Here is an 18,659-nt window from a genome sequence, read left to right as displayed (position 1 = left end):
CGCGCAGGCAAACTCAGGAGAAGTGCGCCGCCATTTCGCCGAGGATTTGCTCGCACCAGCTTTCGATACGCGCGTCGCTCAGGTCATATTGATTGGTTTCATCCAGCGCAAGGCCGACGAACAGCTCGCCATCGGCGATAACGGGTTTCGCGCTCGTGAACTCATAGCCTTCCGTAGGCCAGTAGCCGACAAACTTCACGCCTTTAGGGCTCAGTTTGTCGTGGAGCATGCCGAGCGCGTCGAGGAACCATTCGCCGTAACCTAACTGGTCGCCCATGCCGTACAGCGCCACGATTTTTCCGTCGAGGTTGAGCGCATCCAGCTGTTCCCAGATGGCTTCCCAGTCCTCCTGGAGTTCGCCGAAATCCCAGGTAGGAATGCCGAGGATCAGCACATCATACTGTTCCATGAGCGTCGGCGAGTCGTCTTTAAGGTTGTACAGCGTGACCAGTTCGGGACCAATAATATCGCGGATTTTTTCAGCCGCCATTTCGGTGTAACAGGTGCTGGAACCATAAAAAAGACCAATGTTCATAACGATAACGTCTCATTTCCTATTGTGCGGAAGCGTCAGTGTATCAGATCCCGCTTCCAGTCAGGCATAATGCAGCGACCGGGAGCGTCAGTGAGGTGGTAGTGGAACAGGATTTAGCCCGTATCGAACAATTTCTCGATGCGCTCTGGCTTGAGCGCAACCTGGCCGAAAACAGCCTGAGCGCGTACCGGCGGGATCTCAACATGGTCGTGGAGTGGTTGCACCATCGTGGGTTGTCCCTTGCGACGGTACAGAGCGGCGACCTCCAGACGTTGCTGGCAGAGCGCGTCGAAGGCGGCTACAAAGCGACCAGCACGGCGCGCATGTTGAGCGCCGTGCGTCGGTTGTTTCAGCATCTCTACCGTGAAAAAATCCGCGATGACGATCCGAGCGCGTTGCTGGCGTCGCCAAAGCTGCCGCAGCGTCTGCCGAAGGATTTAAGCGAAGCGCAGGTGGAAAGGCTTCTGCAGGCGCCGACGGTCGAAGAGCCCATTGAGCTGCGTGATAAAGCCATGCTGGAAGTGCTCTATGCCACCGGTTTGCGCGTTTCTGAACTGGTCGGGCTGACCATGAGCGACGTGAGCCTGCGCCAGGGCGTCGTTCGCGTTATCGGTAAAGGCAACAAAGAGCGGCTGGTGCCGCTTGGCGAGGAGGGCGTTTACTGGCTTGAACAGTACCTCGTGCACGGCCGCCCGTGGCTGCTTAACGGGCAGTCGCTGGATATCCTCTTTCCGAGCAATCGCGCCCGGCAGATGACGCGTCAGACCTTCTGGCATCGTATCAAACATTATGCTCAACTGGCGGGCATCGATAGTGAAAAGCTTTCGCCGCACGTTTTACGCCATGCGTTCGCCACGCATCTGTTAAATCATGGCGCCGATTTGCGCGTGGTACAGATGCTCTTAGGCCACAGCGATCTTTCCACCACGCAGATCTACACTCACGTGGCGACGGAACGGTTGCGGCAACTTCATCAACAGCACCACCCCAGAGCGTGAGTGCAGAATTTAAGGACACGTTATGAAAAAAACTATTGCGCTGCTCTCCGCTACGCTGGCGGCTTTCTCAGGATTTGCCCAGGCGGATGACGCCGCCATCAAGCAGTCGCTCACTAAACTCGGTGTGGCGAATGCCGACATTCAGCCCTCTCCGCTGGCAGGTATGAAAACCGTGCTGACCGAAAGCGGCGTTATCTATGTGACCGAAGACGGCAAACATATTATCCAGGGGCCGCTGTATGACGTCAGCGGCGGCCAGCCGGTCAACGTGACCAACCAGATGCTGATGACCAAACTCAACGCGCTCGAAAAAGAGATGATTGTCTATAAAGCGCCGCAGGAAAAACATGTCATCACCGTCTTTACCGATATCACCTGCGGTTATTGCCATAAGCTGCATGAAGAGATGAAAGACTACAACGCGCTGGGCATCACTGTGCGCTATCTGGCCTTCCCGCGTCAGGGGCCGCGCAGCGAGCCGGCGAAAGATATGCAGGCGATCTGGTGCGCGAAAGACCGCAATAAAGCCTTCGATAACGCGATGGGCGGCGGCAAAGTGGCGGCGGCGAGCTGTGATGTCGACACCGCGAAACATTACGAGCTCGGCGTGCAGTTTGGCGTACAGGGCACACCGGCGATCGTGCTGAGCAACGGCGCGATGGTGCCGGGCTATCAGGGGCCTAAAGAGATGAAAGCGTTCCTGGATGAGCATCAGAAACAGCTTCAGGCGAGCGGACAGTAACGGGTGAGCAAACAGACACAACTTCGCAGGCGCTCCCCGGATAACTCCATTACGCTGCCGGATACTTTACCGCCGCTGCTCCGCAGGCTCTATGCCAGTCGCGGGGTGCGCGGCGCGCAGGAGCTTGAGCGCAGCGTAAAAGGCCTGCTGCCCTGGCAGCAGCTCTGCGGAATTGAAGACGCGGTGGCGATGTTGCATGACGCGCTGCGCGAAGGGCTGCGTATCATCGTGGTCGGCGATTTCGATGCGGACGGCGCGACCAGTACCGCGCTGAGCGTGCTGGCGCTTCGCGCGCTTGGCGGAAGCAATGTGGCGTATCTGGTGCCTAACCGGTTTGATGATGGCTACGGCCTCAGCCCGGAAGTGGTCGATCAGGCCCACGCGCGTGGCGCGCAAATGATCCTGACCGTTGATAACGGCATCTCGTCCCATGCGGGCGTTGCGCGCGCGCATGAACTGGGCATTCCGGTGCTGGTTACCGATCACCATTTGCCCGGCGATACGCTGCCAGCCGCGGGCGCTATCATCAACCCGAACCTGGCGGAGTGTACGTTCCCGTCGAAATCGCTCGCAGGGGTCGGCGTTGCGTTTTATCTGATGCTGGCGCTGCGCGCGCATTTACGAAGCGTCGGCTGGTTTACGGAAAAGGGTATTCCGGAGCCGAATCTCGCGGAGTTTCTCGATCTGGTGTCGCTCGGCACGGTCGCGGACGTGGTGCCGCTGGATGCCAACAACCGCATTCTTATCTGGCAGGGGCTGAGCCGCATTCGTGCCGGGAAATGCCGCCCGGGCATTCGCGCGCTGCTTGAGATAGCCAATCGCGAGGCGCACCGCCTGACGGCAAGCGATCTCGGCTTCGCGCTGGGGCCGCGGCTTAACGCGGCAGGCAGGCTGGATGATATGTCCGTGGGCGTCGCGCTGCTTCTGTGCGACAACATCGGCGAGGCGCGCATGCTGGCAAACGAGCTGGACGTGCTGAACCAGACCCGTAAAGAAATTGAGCAGGGGATGCAGGCGGAAGCATTAACGCTCTGCCAGCAGCTTGAGCGCAGCGGCGAAACGCTGCCGAGCGGCATTGCGATTTTCCATCCTGAATGGCATCAGGGCGTGGTCGGCATTCTCGCCTCGCGCATTAAAGAGCGCTTTCATCGCCCGGTTATCGCGTTCGCGCCTGCGGGCGAGGGGATACTCAAAGGTTCGGGCCGTTCGGTGCAGGGCCTGCATATGCGCGACGCGCTGGAGCGTCTCGACACGCTCTATCCCGGCATGATGCTTAAGTTCGGCGGCCATGCGATGGCGGCGGGGCTTTCGCTTGAAGAGGCGCGTTTCCCGGAGTTTCAGGCGCGTTTCGCCGGACTGGTTAACGACTGGTTAGATCCGGCGATGCTACAAGGCGAAATCTGGTCTGATGGGGCGCTCGCGCCGCAGGAGATGACGCTGGAAGTGGCGGAGATGCTGCGCGACGCCGGTCCGTGGGGGCAGATGTTCCCGGAGCCGCTGTTTGACGGGCGTTTTCGCATTCTGCAACAGCGTCTGGTCGGCGAGCGGCACCTCAAGCTGATGCTGGAGCCGGTCGGCGGCGGGCCGCTGCTTGACGGCATCGCGTTTAACGTCGACACCACCTGCTGGCCAGACCCTGGCGTGCGCGAAGTGGAGCTTGCCTATAAGCTTGATGTGAATGAGTTTCGCGGCAACCGCAGCCTGCAATTAATTATCGACCATCTCTGGCCCGTTTAGCGCCAGGATAAACTATAAAAGGCGGCGTAAATCCGGTAAACTTTCCGTTTTACGACCGCATTTTGCCCATCTTCATCACTAAAAGATTCTACAGCCATGTTTGAAATTAACCCGGTAAAGAACCGCATTCAGGACCTCACGGAGCGCTCAGACGTTCTTAGGGGGTATCTTTGACTACGATGCCAAGAAAGAGCGTCTTGAAGAAGTAAACGCCGAGCTGGAACAGCCGGACGTCTGGAACGAGCCCGAACGCGCGCAGGCGCTGGGGAAAGAGCGTTCCTCCCTTGAAGCAATCGTCGAGACGCTGGATCAGATGTCCCAGGGGCTTGATGACGTAGCGGGCCTGCTTGAGCTTGCCGTCGAAGCGGACGATGAAGAAACCTTCAATGAAGCGGTTGCCGAGCTGGACCAGCTTGAAGCCAAACTCGCGCAGCTCGAATTCCGCCGCATGTTCTCCGGCGAATATGACAGCGCCGACTGCTACCTGGACATCCAGGCCGGCTCCGGCGGCACCGAAGCGCAGGACTGGGCCAGCATGCTGCTGCGTATGTATCTGCGCTGGGCCGAAGCGCGCGGCTTTAAAACAGAAATTATTGAAGAGTCCGAAGGCGAAGTGGCAGGCCTTAAATCCGCCACCATTAAAATCTCCGGCGATTACGCGTTCGGCTGGCTGCGCACGGAAACCGGCGTACACCGTCTGGTGCGTAAGAGTCCGTTCGACTCCGGCGGCCGCCGCCACACCTCTTTCAGCTCCGCGTTTGTTTACCCGGAAGTGGAAGACGATATCGATATCGAAATCAATCCGGCGGATCTGCGTATCGACGTGTACCGCGCGTCAGGCGCGGGCGGTCAGCACGTTAACCGTACGGAATCCGCGGTGCGTATTACCCACATTCCGACCGGTACGGTCACGCAGTGTCAGAACGACCGTTCTCAGCACAAAAACAAAGACCAGGCCATGAAGCAGATGAAGGCGAAGCTGTACGAGCTGGAAATGCAGAAGAAAAATGCTGAGAAGCAGGCGCTGGAAGATAACAAGTCCGATATCGGCTGGGGCAGCCAGATCCGCTCCTACGTGCTGGACGATTCCCGTATCAAAGATCTGCGCACCGGCGTTGAAACCCGCAATACACAGGCGGTGCTGGACGGCGATCTGGATAAATTCATCGAAGCAAGTCTGAAAGCAGGGTTATGAGGAACCAACATGTCTGAACAACAAGCACAAGGCGCAGAAGCGGCGGTCGATCTTAATAACGAACTGAAAACGCGCCGCGAGAAGCTGGCTGCGCTTCGCGAACACTGTGTCGCGTTTCCGAACGATTTTCGTCGCGACCATACCTCAGACCAACTGCACGCTGACTTCGATGGTAAAGAAAACGAAGAGCTGGAAGCGCTGAACATTGAGGTCTGCGTAGCAGGCCGTATGATGACCCGTCGTATTATGGGTAAAGCATCTTTCGTTACGCTGCAGGATGTCGGCGGCCGTATTCAGCTGTATGTGGCGCGTGACGATCTGCCGGAAGGCGTCTACAACGAGCAGTTCAAAAAATGGGATCTCGGCGATATCCTGGGTGCCCGCGGTAAACTGTTTAAAACCAAAACCGGCGAGCTTTCCATTCACTGCACCGAGCTGCGTCTGCTGACCAAAGCGCTGCGCCCGCTGCCGGATAAATTCCACGGCCTGCAGGATCAGGAAGCGCGCTACCGCCAGCGTTACCTTGATCTCATCGCTAACGATGAATCCCGCAAGACCTTTAAAGTGCGCTCGCAGATCCTGGCAGGTATCCGTCAGTTCATGGTCGGCCGCGGTTTTATGGAAGTTGAAACCCCGATGATGCAGGTGATCCCGGGCGGCGCGTCCGCGCGTCCGTTCGTGACGCACCACAACGCGCTGGATCTCGACATGTATCTGCGTATCGCGCCGGAGCTGTACCTCAAGCGTCTGGTGGTAGGCGGTTTCGAGCGCGTGTTTGAGATCAACCGTAACTTCCGTAATGAAGGCATCTCTGTACGCCATAACCCTGAGTTCACCATGATGGAACTCTATATGGCGTATGCGGATTACAAAGATCTGATCGAACTGACCGAATCCCTGTTCCGCACCCTGGCGCAGGATGTGCTCGGCACCACGCAGGTGCCTTACGGCGAAGAGACGTTTGATTTCGGCAAGCCGTTTGAAAAACTGACCATGCGCGAAGCCATCAAGAAATATCGCCCGGAAACCGATTTGGCGGATCTGGATGATTTCGAGAAGGCCAAAGGCGTTGCGCAGGCCGTCGGCATTAAAGTCGAGAAGAGCTGGGGTCTGGGCCGCGTTGTGACCGAGATCTTCGAGGAAGTGGCCGAAGCGCACCTGATTCAGCCGACCTTCATCACTGAATACCCGGCAGAGGTGTCTCCGCTGGCGCGCCGCAATGATGAAAACCCGGAAATCACCGACCGCTTTGAATTCTTCATCGGCGGCCGCGAAATCGGCAACGGCTTTAGCGAGCTGAACGACGCGGAAGACCAGGCGCAGCGCTTCCAGGATCAGGTTGCCGCGAAAGATGCCGGCGATGATGAAGCGATGTTCTACGACGAAGACTATGTGACCGCGCTGGAGCACGGCCTGCCGCCGACGGCGGGCCTCGGCATCGGGATCGACCGTATGGTAATGCTGTTTACCAACAGCCACACCATCCGCGACGTGATCCTCTTCCCGGCGATGCGTCCGGTGAAATAAGCCTTCTGGCTTCATCATGAAAGCCGCGCGCTCCTTCGGGACGTGCGGCTTTTCTTTTATGGTTACGGGTTTGGGTCATCCGGGCGTAGCTGCTAAGATAAGCGCCGTTATTTCAAGGTGTCACTGAATTAAGGAGCCGTTTTGAACACGGACTGGCCGCCCGCCCGCACATTACTGAAAACGCTGTGTTTATTGTTTTGCTTGTTTCTGACTGCCTGCTCGAGTAACAAAGCGGGCGTCTCGGATGCGACAAAAGGCGGCTATAGCGGCTCTGTCTATACGGTCAAACGAGGCGACACCCTCTATCGCATTTCCCGCATCACGGGTACCAGCGTCAGCGAGCTGGCGCGCCTGAACGGCATCTCTGCGCCTTATACGATCGAGGTCGGACAGCGGCTGCGCGTGAGTAGTTCCTCTGGTTCAGCCTCTTCACGTAAAACCGCCTCCCGCCAGACAACGGCCGCACGCAAAACCGCCTCTCTGCCGAAAGTGGACGCGCCGCCGCCAGGCCAACGCTGCTGGCGATGGCCGACCAGCGGCAGAGTGGTGATGGGATATTCAACCGCCGATGGCGGCAATAAAGGCATTGATATCGCCGGTCGCCGCGGCCAGCCGATTTACGCCTCGGCAGCGGGCAGGGTGGTCTATGTCGGCAACCAGCTGCGCGGTTACGGGAATCTCATCATGATTAAACATAATGAAGAGTACATCACCGCCTACGCGCACAACGACACGATGCTGGTCAACAACGGCCAGCAGGTGAAGGCAGGGCAGAAAATCGCGACGATGGGCAGCACCGGCTCCGATTCCGTCGGTCTGCACTTCCAGTTGCGCTACCGCGCGACCGCTATCGATCCGCTGCGCTACCTGCCGCCGCAGGGCAAATCGCCTTCCTGTTAACGTTATACCGCCCGCCTGCACGCGGGCGGTTGCTTATAAATCCGTCAGTTAACGTGCCGGGGGCTTGCCAGCCATGGGTGAAAGCCTATAATGCTTAACGCACCTCATCGCGGGCGTAGTTCAATGGTAGAACGAGAGCTTCCCAAGCTCTATACGAGGGTTCGATTCCCTTCGCCCGCTCCAGATTCACCTTCCCTGAAGTATAACAAAGTCAACTTTCTCTCGATAAATCAACGCTTATAGCATGCTATTAGTCGATTGAATTTAACAGTAATCCCCCTGGGTCAACCTGAATGCAAGGGGGCTGATTGTCCCCCCTGCTGAGAGGTACCTTCAATAACGCTGACTTTCTCATGCGAAAGATATTAAAGATATCGACGCATGAATGAGGAAAATGAGCGTATATAATTTATCAGAACTGTTTTTTTACCTTCAGGGCAAACTGTTTCGGTGTTATGCCAAAGAACTCTTTAAAGTTACGGATAAAATATGAAGTACTGGTATAGCCCACTTCATTAGCAATACTGTTAATATGCTTCTCAGTCGTGGTGATGAGTTTCGCAGCTTGATGCATGCGAATATCCAGGACCAGTGTATTAAAATTATTACTCTCTTTCTCCAGCTTTTTACGAATCGACACCTCCGACATATGTAAAATGCTCGCCAGATCTGCCAGCTTCCACGATTTAGAGAGATCAGCTTCAATGATTGACTTCAGTCGCTCAGTAAAGGTGGTATCCGTTGATACTGACAAGGAATAAACTAACGATTCTACATCTCTCATTTTAGAAAGAAGATAGGTTATTTTATAAACTTGTCGGTGTTGTGGAACATCGCTCCCAATTAATCGCTCGAAGATTTTCGTATCTGTTTCATCAACCGGGCAAGTAAATATTTTACGCCGCATCTGGTTAACTCTTTGCGGATCCAACAGAAGCGGCTCCATTACCTTACAGACACAACTTAATACATCACTTTCAACATGATAGAGCTCATAAGGGACTCCTTTGCCTAACACTTTTAATGCAACGTCAATCACTGTGTTTTTTTCGACGTAACAAAGTGATTCAGGGGGTACATTAAAGGACTGCCCATCTTTCGTTTTTATAAGCAGCTGAGCATCTCGCAGATAGATAATCGCACAGTTATAAAAACGGATTTTTTTCAACACTAACAAATTGTTGTGTGTGAAACTTTCCTTAGACGGAAAGTTAAGGGTACTTAAAGCACTTTGACTATTCATACAGTCACCCCCATGCTTTGTATGTATATAATTTCATGGGTTATCAGCCATGTAAACTCGGAATTTTTTAACACTAGAAATAGTTTATGTTTTTAATTATTTTTTAAAATTATGTATTTATATAAAATACAGAGAGTTACACAGAGGTTTTGATGAGTTAATTAACAATTTTAATATTATCGGTGTGAAATAACTCGAAAATATACATTCACACATTTGGTTTAAGAAAAAGGGTCTTAAGCAAGAACGGAAGCTTTCGTGTGGATTTTGCACCCAGTTTGAGTTTGATCGATCGTATTTTATAATAAATATTCTTCTCCTTTAGCTGTGTTAAGGTCGCGATTTCTGAGATTTTCTTCCTCTTAAAAAATACAGATAGACTATTTTTCGCTCATCATCCGTAAGGTTATTGAAAACTGAAAGAGGCAAAGGTCTGCGGCTTGAGGACAGCTGCAGCTTTTGATCCTGATACGAGACTTGCTCAAGGCAGAGACAGGTGATCGGGAATTTTTCCATCAAAAAGCAATAAGAGGAGTAATCATCTCTGTCACATACCAGATAAACATTTTTATACTTATTCAGTACCTTATAAGAAAGATAAATGCTTTTGTACTCGTAGCATTTAATATCTCGATCATCGTTGGCGAGCATTGATAACCCGTAATTGAAATAAGCATTTTTACTTGCCAACAAAAAAGCAATGGACATAATAATTCTTAGCTACCAAATTTATTAGACACCTTTACTAAAAGTGACTATAAGGTATGAAAAGTACAAAAACCACCCTCAAAAATAACCCATTGTGATAAAATTATGCACACTAACTTGTTGCGTAAATAGGTTTGATTATCACTTGCAATTAATTCATAAAAAAGCCTGAACTATTGGTTCAGGCTTTTAATTAATCAAAGTCTAAAATCAGAATGAATAACGGATATTGGCGTTAATTGCTTTATCAATATCGTAATGACCGAAGGCTGAACGTTCTATATTAAGACTAATCCTAGTGTTTTCTTTAATTTTGGCATTAACACCTAAACTGAAGTTAACCCGGCTATCTTTACCATTCTTAATATGAGCTTCCCCGGCAAAATCATGAACAACCGTCTCTGCCGGTTTAAACAGGTCATACTGATAATGAACGCCAGCCAGCGTCGTCAGCTCCCAGTCTTTACCTCTGAACGTTTTTCCGGATTCCACCCCCGTACGGCCTATCAATGGATTCTCCTGCTTACGCTGCATGCGCATCTCTGAGCCTGCAGACTGCCAGTCAAACCGGTTTCCTGACACTAAGCCATAGACCAGTTCCGTCTGCGGCTGAATAAATGTCTCTCCTGGCAGCGAGAAGCGCCAGCCGGTTTCTGCACCCAGATACCAGGAGTGCGAGCGGTAATCCTGCTCCGGCATTCCTGTTTCACTCGCCGAATAGTGGTTGTCGTGGCGAACATATTTACCGATCGCATCCACATACAGCCCGGAATCAAATATTGCGGAAGCATAAAGACCGATACCGGTTGATTTCGTCTGACCGGACCAGCCGGCGCCATGACTGTTACTGTGAGTGAATGTTGCCGTCACACCGGTAAACAGGTCGCCCCCGTCAAACGCGTGCTTTCTGTCGGCCCCTGTTTGCAGGTGAGTCCAGCTGTCGGAATAACCCGCCTCTGCGGAACCCGTACCGCTGAAGACTCGCGCCCACGCCCCGGTTTCACCGTGGGTATTGCGCAGGTCGCCCATGCGGTAGTTCAGGTTATTCATCTCCGTCAGGAAGTTTTTATATCCCGTATTCATAACGGCTTTGCTGGCCTGCAGCGCCGCGCTGTCCTGCTGCACGTCAAACCCTTCCAGTCGCCATTGTTTGCTGTTACCGCTCTCCACGATACCCATCTGTGGCGTGAAGGTATGAACACCCGCGCGCTGTGTCACAGGTTTGAGCGTGAACACCCCGTCAGCCGTCGCTTTCGGTGCCGTCACTAACGGGACGGGTGACGTTTCCTTACGCACTGAAGCCGCAGACGGGACAACAACCAGCGCATTGTTTTTACCGGTCAGCGACTGCTTAACCGTTAACGTATCTGCCGTTTTACCGTCAGTGTTCATGATGAACTGGCTGTTGCTGGCCGTCAGAGTGTCCACCGTCAGAGAACCCGCTGCGCCAGCATTGTCAAAGCGCACCTGTGAACCTTTCAGGTCGAGAGATTTCACCACGGACTGCCCATTCGCCTGCCAGAGGGTATTTGTCATCACCGTGCTGGCCAGTGGCGCACTCAGGTTGCCACTATAAGCCGTAAACAGATCCTCACTGGCATCCTCTGCAGTTCCAAAATTCAGGCTGGTCGCATCATCCGCCTGAATATTACCTGTCATCACGCCACCCGCGCCGACATTCAGCGTGGTGCCCTGCCCGTTAAGACGCCAGCGTTCAGCCGAGTATGCTCCGGATAACAGCGAGAGCGTTGATCCCGCACCGGCAGTCACTTCACTGTCAGAAACCAGCCCCGACGTCGCCGTCAGCTTCGCGCCATCCGCCAGCGACAGCGGTGACTGGCTGAAACGGCTGAACTGGCTGAGAACGGTATCGCTGGACGCCACGGTCACCGAACTGTCTGCGCTGTTAATCCCGCCGGTAAAATGCTCATTAATGTTCAGGCTGGAGCCGTCCTTCAGCTGTACGCGTCCGGTGAAACGGCTCTGATCGGCGTCGTTTGTCGCTTTTGACTGCCCGAATGACGGCGTGGTTTTCACACCGTTCCCGTCATTGAGATCGATATAGAGATCTTCACTGCCCAGCGTTACGGTGGAATGGCCGGCATTAATATTAGTATTAAGACTGGCATTCCTCGCCAGCCTGAAGTCAGCATTACGCAGGTTAAGCTGCTTCAGGCTAAACTGGCGGGTTTCCCAGTCACTCTGGGTAAAGGAAACCGGCTGAGTGAGGACAGAGTTGTCGCCCAGCGCCTTCAGCTTACCCGCCACGCCCTGAGTGCTGACGGCATGGATAACCGGATGCCCCTGGATAAACAGGCGACCATCTTGTTGAGTGAAGCTACCCTGCGTGTTCATCCCGCCGTCCATGACAAAGTCGTTCTGCGTTCCGGGCGTAACGGTATTTTTGACATCAACATTGCCGGTGAAGTGACCGTGCCAGATATTGGCAACCGCCGTTGTGGCATCTGCTTTGTTAAAATCCAGATTCACCGTGGCCTGCGGTCCACTGTTAGTCAGCACGGCACCTCCATCCGCGCCGTTGAGCTGATGGAAGGTAAGGCTGTTACCATTGATATCAAGCTTACCGCCGCGGTAACCCCATTTGATATTGTCGGGATTAACCTGTTTGTCATCGCTTAACACAACGGTTGGGCGGCCGCTCACAATACTGACATTATTAAAGGCCTGAACATTGCCATCGCTGTCCGGGCGCTGCGCCAGAATGACCGTCCCCTCACCGACATTCAGCCCACCGGGGTTGATACCCGTACCATTGACTTTCAGTGTCCCGGTACCGAGCTTGTGCAGGTTATCACCCTTGACACCGTTCACCTGCCAGTCGACGGTGTGATCGCCGCCAACAATGATCCCGCCACCTTTCCAGGTCTGAGAATCGAGGGGTTTTACTGTATAATCGTCATCAAAAGTCAGCGTTCCTGCGCCCTGATTAATAGCGTTTTCTAATACAACGTTTCCTCCTCCCTGGAAGGTAAGATCTTTGCCGCTGTTCAATGAGGCAGGCCAGGTTGCTCCCTGATTGCCATGCATTGACCAGGAGTCTGCGCCCTGAGTTAATGTGCCAGTGCCAGTTTTGTCATCATAAGCCCAGTGAATATCGCCTTTATTTGGTTGTGAATGAACCGGAGCATCAGCGTTCTGCTTTATGGTATTAGTCACATCCCCAACCGGAATGATCGTAAACCAGTTCGTATTTCCATTAACGCCCGCATAAGAATTGAGCACGGCAGCTACAACCCATTCGTTTTGCTTAGCATCCCAGGCAAAAAGCGGAGAACCACTGTCGCCAGGAGTGCCATAGGAGGAAAGCGGCTGATTTGTTGTGTTAGTGACAAAACTCCAGTCCGAGATAAAAGGCGGGTTTACTATCCCCCCTGTTTTATAGGAATATGCCCCTGCCAGATGAACCAGTTTTCCACTCGCCTCTTTTACATATTGAGTTCCCGTACCGACCCTATAGAAAACAGGGAACCGCTTCTGATCCTGATAGGTGCCTCTTGCGGTTCCAGCACTGGTCATATTCAGCGGTGTAACCTCCGTCACTATTTTGTTCAGACGGGGTCTATGAAAGTCCCGCCAGTGGTTATTTCTGTCGACCAACGTATAAGTCGTGTCGTCGCCATAACCAAATTTCACCTGTTTATAACCACCGTTATGCTTTACGCTGACGACATATTGTGGCGCAACCAGCGTTGCAACACCTGTTCTGTCAGTTGAGCTAAAGTCAATCATGGGCGCTTTATTTAAATGCGTAATGACGTTGCCCTGTTTATCATAAAGAGGAATATTCACAGCGCCTGGTTTGAAGACGCCTTTGTTTTCCGCAAAATCACGGTAGGTCTGATAAGGCGTATAGTTTGTCGTCACTGACGCCATCGATGAAGCAGAACCTACTAATCCCATCCCCATCATTAACAGGACACTCAACGAGAGGGAGGACGTAACGCGCTTCCTTATCCCTTTACTAATCTCTGAAACGACGACCGCTTCACCCTTTGTATTCTTTTTTATTGCATATGTTTTATTCACCTTATCCCCCGGCGACTATCAGTTTAAATAACGGACAGTCAAACAACCAGCGGCATTGGTCAATAAAAAAATGGTTTATTACTATTTTTGTATCCTTAAAAGACATTCTGACAATAAAATGACGGCAACGGCTTTAATTTATTCCTTCTTCACAAAATAAAAAGAAACCCACCAAAAACAAGAATAAGCCAAGCAATCGCGTCATAAATATCAAAATAAGATAGAAAACTGACGATCGTTGACTTTAAGGTTTGCCTGCGAATTTTCGCCATAATATATTCTGTCTCGCTCATTAAGATGGTTATGAGCTGACTTAAGAATATCAAGCCTATTATTATGGAGTATAAAATGAAAAAGCTGATTTTAGGTTCGGCAATTCTGGCTGTTCTGGGTGTAGCGTCTAATGCGATGGCTGCGCCAAACAGCGGCACTGTAAATTTTATGGGTAGTGTTTCTACAGCGACTTGTGACTTTTCGCTGAAAGATACTACGGGTAGTGATATTGCTAATGTTAACTTAGGTGTATTATCAACTACTGTAGCTGGTAATGGCACTCCTGTTACCTTTAAGCTTGTGCCTTCAAAAGATGATTGTGTTAATAAAACTGCTGCCAATGTTTCCTGGTCATCTTCAACGCTGGATCCTAATGGTATTGTTAATGCCACTAAAGGTGGAACTAATGCCTATCTGAAGGTGAATACTACTAATGCCACCCAGAAAGGCGACGCTTCCTATATTAAGGAAGGTCAAACTTCCTTCGATTATACGCAGACAGGAGGTAAAATTCCATCATTTGATTATACTGCCGTACTTACGAAGCCAACTACCGGTGTAACCGCAGGTCAATTTACTGCTTCTGCAGCCTATGTCGTGAGCTATAAATAATTAATTTTTTGATTAAAAGGGAGTGCTTGCTCCCTTGTTAGTAAAATACACGTCGGCAAGGAATAAAAATGAAAATAAAAGTGTTATGTGTCGCAATCATTTTTCATTTATGGTCGAATGAAATTCTTGCCGACGACTTTAACTACAGCTTTATCCGCGGTGGCAGTAAAGAAGTTCCCGAAGTGTTGAAAAATACCGGGCAAAATATACCCGGAAAATACGTTGTCGATCTGCTATTCAATGGTTCAAAAACAGTAACCTCTGTAGATTTAGTAATCAGTAATGACGATGCTGAGCATATTTGTCTTTCAGAAGAATGGTTACGCGAAAAAGGCATTAATATAAATAAAGAACTCTATAAAGCGTATCTTGATCCCGCTCGTAATTGCTATCTTATTGATAAAGAGAAGAACAGCCGGGTAAAATTTGATCCCTCCCTGCAAGAGCTGTCAATCGATATGCCTCAGGCAGGTTTTATCGATACCAAAAAAGACGGTGGCCCCTGGGATTATGGCAGTCCCGGTTTAAAAATCGCCTACGACCTTAACACCTCAAAATCAAGTAACCAGGACCGGACCACTTACGGTAATATCGAGGGTCAGGTCAATATTGGCGAATGGGTACTGCTTGGCAGGGGATACGCATACCAGGGGGAAAAATTTCAGAGTAATAATCTGCTGTTAACGCACGCCATTAAATCGATGAAGTCAGATATCCTGATTGGTAAAACCCAGTCCTACAATACCCTGAACGATGGCTTCACCTTTTATGGCGCACAGTTAAAATCCAATCAGGATATGTATCCCTGGGACTCACAATCCTATGCCCCTGTAATAAACGGTATTGCCAGAACGCATGCCCGTGTGACCGTTGAACAAGGCGGATATACACTGAAATCGTTTGTGGTTCCGCCAGGACCTTTTGTGATCAACGATCTGACTGGTGTCTATTCAGGCGATCTTATTTTAAAGATTTATGAAGAGGACGGCACAGTCAAAGAACAGCGTTTCCCGGTCGCCGTTCTGCCGAATTTATTGAAACCCGGCAATTATAATTACAATGTTGCCGTAGGTAGCAAAGTGAACCAGTACAATGACAAGCGTGATGAGGATAGCTTATTCGCGCAAATGACCTATGACTATGGTTTTGAACCCTTTACGCTCAATACCTCTGCGCTGGTAGATAAAAACTATCACAACATTGGCTTAGGGGTTATCCGCTCTTTCGGCTGGTTCGGCGCCGTGGCAATGAGCGGCAACCTGGCACAGGCAAAATACTACAATGGCAAAGCGATGAGCGGCTTTAGCACGTCAGTGAAATATGCCCGCGCCTTAGGAGAAAACGCGAATTTACAGTTGATTGGTTATCGCTTTAACTCAGAAAATTACATTGATTACTCAGATTTTAACTATCGCTATTACAGTCTGTTAAACAACAGACCTAAACAGCGGTATGAATCAATTATCACCTATCAATTGCCAGAAAGGAGCGTCTTCTTAAATATGTCTGCCTGGAAAGAGGACTACTGGGATAGCTCCAGTGAGGTAGGGGCAAACATAAACCTCAGCAAGAGTTTTAATAATATCTCGGCCTCTCTGAACGCCGGGTATTCCCGATTGCAGGGAATGGAAAGCGATTATAACGCCGGGGTGTCCGTAAGCGTACCCTTCAGCGTGTTTGATAAATCGCAGTATAGTTACTCAGCCATAAATTACGATCGCCGTAACGGCACGAATTTCAATACCGGTGTTTCCGGAAGTGTTAACACACGCTTGAGCTATAACGCCTCCGTTAGCCAGTCGCGTAATACCACAGGAAGCGCGATTTCTGCTTCTTATCTGTTTGATGCGCTACATACGTCAGCCAGCTATTCACAAATGGGAAGCACTTCCAGCTCTTCCTTCCAGGTTGGCGGAAGTATTATCGGACTGCCAGATGCGGGCATTCTTTTTACTCCTGTGAAAAATGATGAAATTGCGGTTGTGCAAATGGATGATGTTCCGGGCGTCAAATTTAACGGCTCGATGCCGGGCGACAAAAAAGGTCGCGCCGTTATCCCGTTAACGGCTTATAACAATAACACCATTACGGTCAATGCGGACAACTTGCCGCAGAGCGTCGAATTAACGGAAAACGCCATCAATGTAACCCCGACAGAGAATGCCATTATCTATAAAAAAGTGAAATACAGAAAAATTAATACGTATATCGTCAAAGTCATCAGCAGCAATGGTTTTGTTATTCCAATGGGGAGTATCGCTAAAAACGCAGAAAGTCAGGAAATCGGCTACGTCAACAACGGCGGGATTCTGTTAATGAACCTTGAAGATAAAGACGAAGGGATCATTTCTGTGGGAGACTGCAAATTCGATTCACGATCGCTGCAGAAAGATATGGGTAAGGTACAGGAGATTAAGTGTGATTAAGAACAATACAGTGAGAAAGTTTTTCATTTCTGCGTCACTGCTTTTATTTACAGCATCAAGTCACGCAGCGTTTGTCCTTAACAGTACGCGTTATGTATTTGATGAAATAAGAGAGAATATCTCTGTACAGGTTGATAACCAGTCCACTCAGGAGTATGGCGGACAGATATGGATTGAAAACCAAGATCAAAACGACAAAAACGTCTATTTTGTGCCCAGCCCGACGTTCTTCAAAGTGGCCGATCAGCACAAACAAATCTTGCGTATACTGAAAATTAATGATGCCTTACCAAAAGACAAAGAATCGCTTTTCTGGATCAATATCCAGGAGATCCCCAAAGCACCAAAAGAAGGTATGAATGCGCTCTCGATTGCGTTACATACTCAGGTCAAAATGTTTTATCGTCCTGATGCGTTGAAAGAAAAAAGGGAGGGTGCCGAGCAGAATATTAAAATGATAAGCAGTGACGGTAATACTATTCTCTGGAATGACACGCCTTACTATTTTGCGATAATCAGTGTTAAACAAAATGGCACGCCTGTAAAAATGAGTGGCGATATTAAAGATAAGCTCTCTGTCTTTGCCCCGGGTGATAAAGTATCGCTGGGTCAGCTAATCACCGGTACCAGCCTGAGTATTGTGGCGTTCGATGATTATGGCGTCGACAAAGAGTATAAATTAAATAAATCCTAAGGCGCATAAGGTTTTCGCTATGTATAAATTCGTCCTTCTTTTTTTTACGGTTTTTTTATCCCTCAGTGCTTTACCCGCCATGGCGGCAAACTGTAGTGGAACTATAGTTTTTAATGCCGACCCTAGTGACAAGTCCTATTACTACTACGGTTATACAACAGATAATTATGATCCATTGTTCATAGGGCAATTCACCATACAAGATAACATGACTTGTGATCCCGACTATGTTGAGAATGCAACCCCTATGGGGAGAATGGTCATGAAAATGACTGGCGGAGGGATTTGTAAAGACCCCACCACCATAACCACCTCCTATCCAGGAATTGAATGGAAACTTGAGGGCATGCATTGTGACGGCGATAGGATTTCCTCCGACAGAATCCAGGCTGCTCAATGGCAAGGACAAATTACATGGCCTGCTGGCACTGTTTTAGGAAAAGCCAAACTTATCGTGAACGACGAGTACTGGACTCAAAGCACTCAATTGGGCCAATATTCTGTTAAAATCCAGACACCTACCATAGGGAATACAGTAGCATATAACCCGGCAGTGAATGTTACTTTTGGTCTGGGAAATACTATGACTTTTAATTTTAAAGACACTGCCACTTGTTCAATGACTCTTTCAACAGAAAATATGGATTTTGGTAGATTATTGCAAAGTGATATCAATGATGGCTCTTTATATAAAGAGTTATCAGTCTACTACTCCTGCAAAAATAAGGCATTGATTAATGGGTTATATATCCGTTTTGAACCAGAGAATGTGGTTGATGCAGCAAATGGTATATTTAGTGCCAATGGTAGTGATGGGCGGAAATTGAATTTTCAGATTTATAGAATGCTTGGGAATTTACAAGCTATTCCCCTTAATGCAAATTATAAAATATTTGATCCAAACAGATGGAAATTTGATGCTACAGAAAGATTCAGAATCTATGTCAAGCCTTCTACCTCCTTTCCTGTCGGAAAGGTTTCTACATACATGAATGTTTCGCTAATATACAGATAGGCCAGGT

At 50.1% G+C, this 18,659-nt stretch carries 13 protein-coding genes and 1 tRNA gene; 11 read left to right on the top strand and 3 right to left on the bottom strand.

From position 1 onward, the window contains the following. Positions 1-13: 13 nt before the first annotated feature. Positions 14-535, bottom strand: a complete 522-nt coding sequence (gene fldB, locus AFK65_RS15885) for a flavodoxin FldB (protein WP_007700753.1) — start codon at positions 533-535, stop codon at positions 14-16. Between the two features lie 101 nt (positions 536-636). Between fldB and xerD the strand changes: the two genes are divergently transcribed. The 7 genes from xerD (at position 637) to AFK65_RS15850 (ending at position 7,817) form a co-directional block, all read left to right on the top strand. Continuing rightward, positions 637-1,533, top strand: coding sequence for a site-specific tyrosine recombinase XerD (gene xerD / locus AFK65_RS15880; RefSeq protein WP_007700754.1), 897 nt, complete (start codon positions 637-639; stop codon positions 1,531-1,533). 22 nt (positions 1,534-1,555) lie between these two features. Continuing rightward, a complete protein-coding gene (gene dsbC / locus AFK65_RS15875; RefSeq protein WP_007700755.1) occupies positions 1,556-2,275 on the top strand; it encodes a bifunctional protein-disulfide isomerase/oxidoreductase DsbC in 720 nt (239 codons plus the stop codon). A gap of 3 nt (positions 2,276-2,278) precedes the next feature. Then, complete coding sequence (gene recJ / locus AFK65_RS15870) at positions 2,279-4,012, top strand: single-stranded-DNA-specific exonuclease RecJ (protein WP_007700758.1); 1,734 nt, start codon at positions 2,279-2,281, stop codon at positions 4,010-4,012. A 96-nt stretch (positions 4,013-4,108) separates the two neighbouring features. Then, positions 4,109-5,207, top strand: a protein-coding gene (gene prfB / locus AFK65_RS15865) for a peptide chain release factor 2 (RefSeq protein ID WP_097564053.1) whose coding sequence is annotated in 2 segments (ribosomal slippage) — positions 4,109-4,183 and positions 4,185-5,207 — 1,098 coding nt in all. Because the reading frame shifts where the segments join, the coding sequence is not laid out codon by codon here. Positions 5,208-5,216: 9 nt separating this feature from the next. After that, positions 5,217-6,734 (top strand): lysine--tRNA ligase, encoded by a 1,518-nt coding sequence (gene lysS, locus AFK65_RS15860; RefSeq protein ID WP_007700762.1) that lies wholly within the window; start codon positions 5,217-5,219, stop codon positions 6,732-6,734. Positions 6,735-6,875: 141 nt separating this feature from the next. Continuing rightward, the gene (actS, locus tag AFK65_RS15855; protein ID WP_007700763.1) at positions 6,876-7,634 is read left to right on the top strand and encodes an amidase activator ActS; all 759 of its coding nucleotides are present in this window, start codon (positions 6,876-6,878) and stop codon (positions 7,632-7,634) included. 109 nt (positions 7,635-7,743) lie between these two features. Next, positions 7,744-7,817, top strand: a tRNA-Gly gene (locus AFK65_RS15850). Positions 7,818-8,046: 229 nt separating this feature from the next. Here the strand turns inward: AFK65_RS15850 and AFK65_RS15845 are convergent. Both AFK65_RS15845 and AFK65_RS15835 read right to left on the bottom strand, forming a co-directional pair. Continuing rightward, positions 8,047-8,877, bottom strand: a complete 831-nt coding sequence (locus tag AFK65_RS15845; protein WP_032804826.1) for an AraC family transcriptional regulator — start codon at positions 8,875-8,877, stop codon at positions 8,047-8,049. A 918-nt stretch (positions 8,878-9,795) separates the two neighbouring features. Next, the gene (locus AFK65_RS15835; RefSeq protein WP_032804828.1) at positions 9,796-13,632 is read right to left on the bottom strand and encodes a S6 family peptidase; all 3,837 of its coding nucleotides are present in this window, start codon (positions 13,630-13,632) and stop codon (positions 9,796-9,798) included. A 348-nt stretch (positions 13,633-13,980) separates the two neighbouring features. Between AFK65_RS15835 and AFK65_RS21265 the strand changes: the two genes are divergently transcribed. The 4 genes from AFK65_RS21265 (at position 13,981) to AFK65_RS15815 (ending at position 18,652) form a co-directional block, all read left to right on the top strand. Next, positions 13,981-14,517: a fimbrial protein gene (locus AFK65_RS21265; RefSeq protein ID WP_071602487.1), complete on the top strand. Its 537-nt coding sequence runs from the start codon at positions 13,981-13,983 to the stop codon at positions 14,515-14,517. Positions 14,518-14,585: 68 nt separating this feature from the next. Then, positions 14,586-16,943, top strand: a complete 2,358-nt coding sequence (gene pefC, locus AFK65_RS15825; protein ID WP_038856377.1) for a PefC/AfrB family outer membrane usher protein — start codon at positions 14,586-14,588, stop codon at positions 16,941-16,943. After that, entirely contained in the window at positions 16,936-17,637 is a 702-nt protein-coding gene (locus AFK65_RS15820) for a fimbrial chaperone (protein ID WP_007700774.1), read from the top strand. The genes pefC and AFK65_RS15820 overlap by 8 nt, the downstream gene beginning before the upstream one ends. 19 nt (positions 17,638-17,656) lie before the next feature. Then, positions 17,657-18,652, top strand: coding sequence for a fimbrial protein (locus tag AFK65_RS15815; protein WP_053531649.1), 996 nt, complete (start codon positions 17,657-17,659; stop codon positions 18,650-18,652). Positions 18,653-18,659 lie beyond the last annotated feature (7 nt).

The organism is Cronobacter universalis NCTC 9529 (assembly GCF_001277175.1).
Classification (GTDB): Bacteria; Pseudomonadota; Gammaproteobacteria; order Enterobacterales; family Enterobacteriaceae; genus Cronobacter; species Cronobacter universalis.
Note: the sequence above shows the minus strand (reverse complement) of the source record. Positions and strands in the feature narration are given on the sequence as shown.